Source organism: Methanoculleus sp. MH98A (assembly GCF_000691865.1).
GTDB lineage: Archaea > Halobacteriota > Methanomicrobia > Methanomicrobiales > Methanoculleaceae > Methanoculleus.
In genome coordinates this window covers 1-1,224 of the sequence record NZ_JMIO01000172.1, presented here as the reverse complement: position 1 = coordinate 1,224, position 1,224 = coordinate 1, and the positions used below count along the sequence as shown (strand labels likewise).

2 protein-coding genes and 1 pseudogene are annotated in these 1,224 nt (G+C 46.4%); 1 reads left to right on the top strand and 2 read right to left on the bottom strand.

Features of this window, described 5'->3' with window-relative positions:
* Both EI28_RS13700 and EI28_RS12380 read right to left on the bottom strand, forming a co-directional pair.
* On the bottom strand, positions 1-268 hold a 268-nt coding region (locus EI28_RS13700), incomplete at its 3' end, for a winged helix-turn-helix domain-containing protein (protein WP_231476820.1).
* A gap of 99 nt (positions 269-367) precedes the next feature.
* Positions 368-697, bottom strand: a complete 330-nt coding sequence (locus EI28_RS12380; RefSeq protein WP_197018521.1) for a transcriptional regulator — start codon at positions 695-697, stop codon at positions 368-370.
* Positions 698-918: 221 nt separating this feature from the next.
* Between EI28_RS12380 and EI28_RS12375 the strand changes: the two are divergent.
* Positions 919-1,224, top strand: a pseudogene (locus EI28_RS12375) (ATP-binding protein); the annotation flags it as partial.

The window sequence follows — 1,224 nt, the reverse complement described above, 5'->3', positions numbered from 1 at the left end:
CGTCGAGCCCTCTCTTTGTAATCTTGTATTTCCCTCGCCCTGTAACCTCGACCAGTCCTGCCTTCGTAAGGTATGTCCTTGCCCAGCCAAACCGATTGTCATACGTTTTCGATCTCCCGCTCGGTAGGAGCACCCGTCGTTCATCTTCTGTTAAATGAAAAATCGTATTGGCAAGGATATTTCGGTCTTCTGCCATCAGATGCTCTTTGCCATCTGCCGTAAGCTTAAGAAGAGGGAGCATAATCGATTCATAATCCGGGATAGGCATAGTTACCACTCAAAAACCAGCTTTAGTTTGTACATATATAAAAGGGGATAATCTGCATCCTCCGTTGAAGAAGCAGAGACGCAAGAAAGAATAGTAAGGCTATTCGTAAGTATTGAAGAGACAGAGCATGCTCTCCCGATATGCTTCGTAGGCTCTCCGGCCATGCTCGGTGAGGTGGACTGCTGTGGTTGCCCTGCTCGCGGAGAACCCCTTCTCGACCGTGACATAGCCGGCTTTTTGCAGTTTCCGTAAATGCGCCGAGAGGTTACCCGATGTCAGACCGGTCTGCTCCTGAAGAAACGCATAGTCAGCACTCCCGACAACATACAGGAGCGCCATGATCGTAAGCCGCGCGGGGTTGCGAATCACCCGATTGATCGCGATAATCGCAGTGAGGCTGTCATGCCCCTTCTGTCGCTGCTGTGTCACTACTCACACACTTTGTTGATGATCCTTTTTGTCTGGCGAGGGTGTTGTTGAGCTCTTAACACAGGTACGTTGCACATGTAAAGATATTAACGGCCATTACGGCTATGATGGTGCTTATATCGTTTTAAACGACCAGAATATGGATTAATTGTTTTGAAGACCATTTCAAAACATTTTTCCCCTGGATAATTGAGTAACAATTATTCTATGTCGGGGATACCATGGCCACTAACAAATTTGATCTCAATGTCGAGAAGATATTAGAGGATTGGGAAGTCTATCACGCGGTCAGAGAGATCATTGCCAACGCTATCGACGAAGAACTACTCACCAAAGCCAGAATGGTCGAGATATTTAAAGATAAAACGAACTGCTGGCATATCCGTGATTATGGGAGAGGGCTTAACCATCATCATCTGACACAAAAAGAGAATGACGAAAAACTTGCAAACCCCCGTGTTATTGGAAAATTCGGTATCGGGTTGAAAGATGCTCTTGCAACATTCAATCGAAAGGGGGTGGACGTT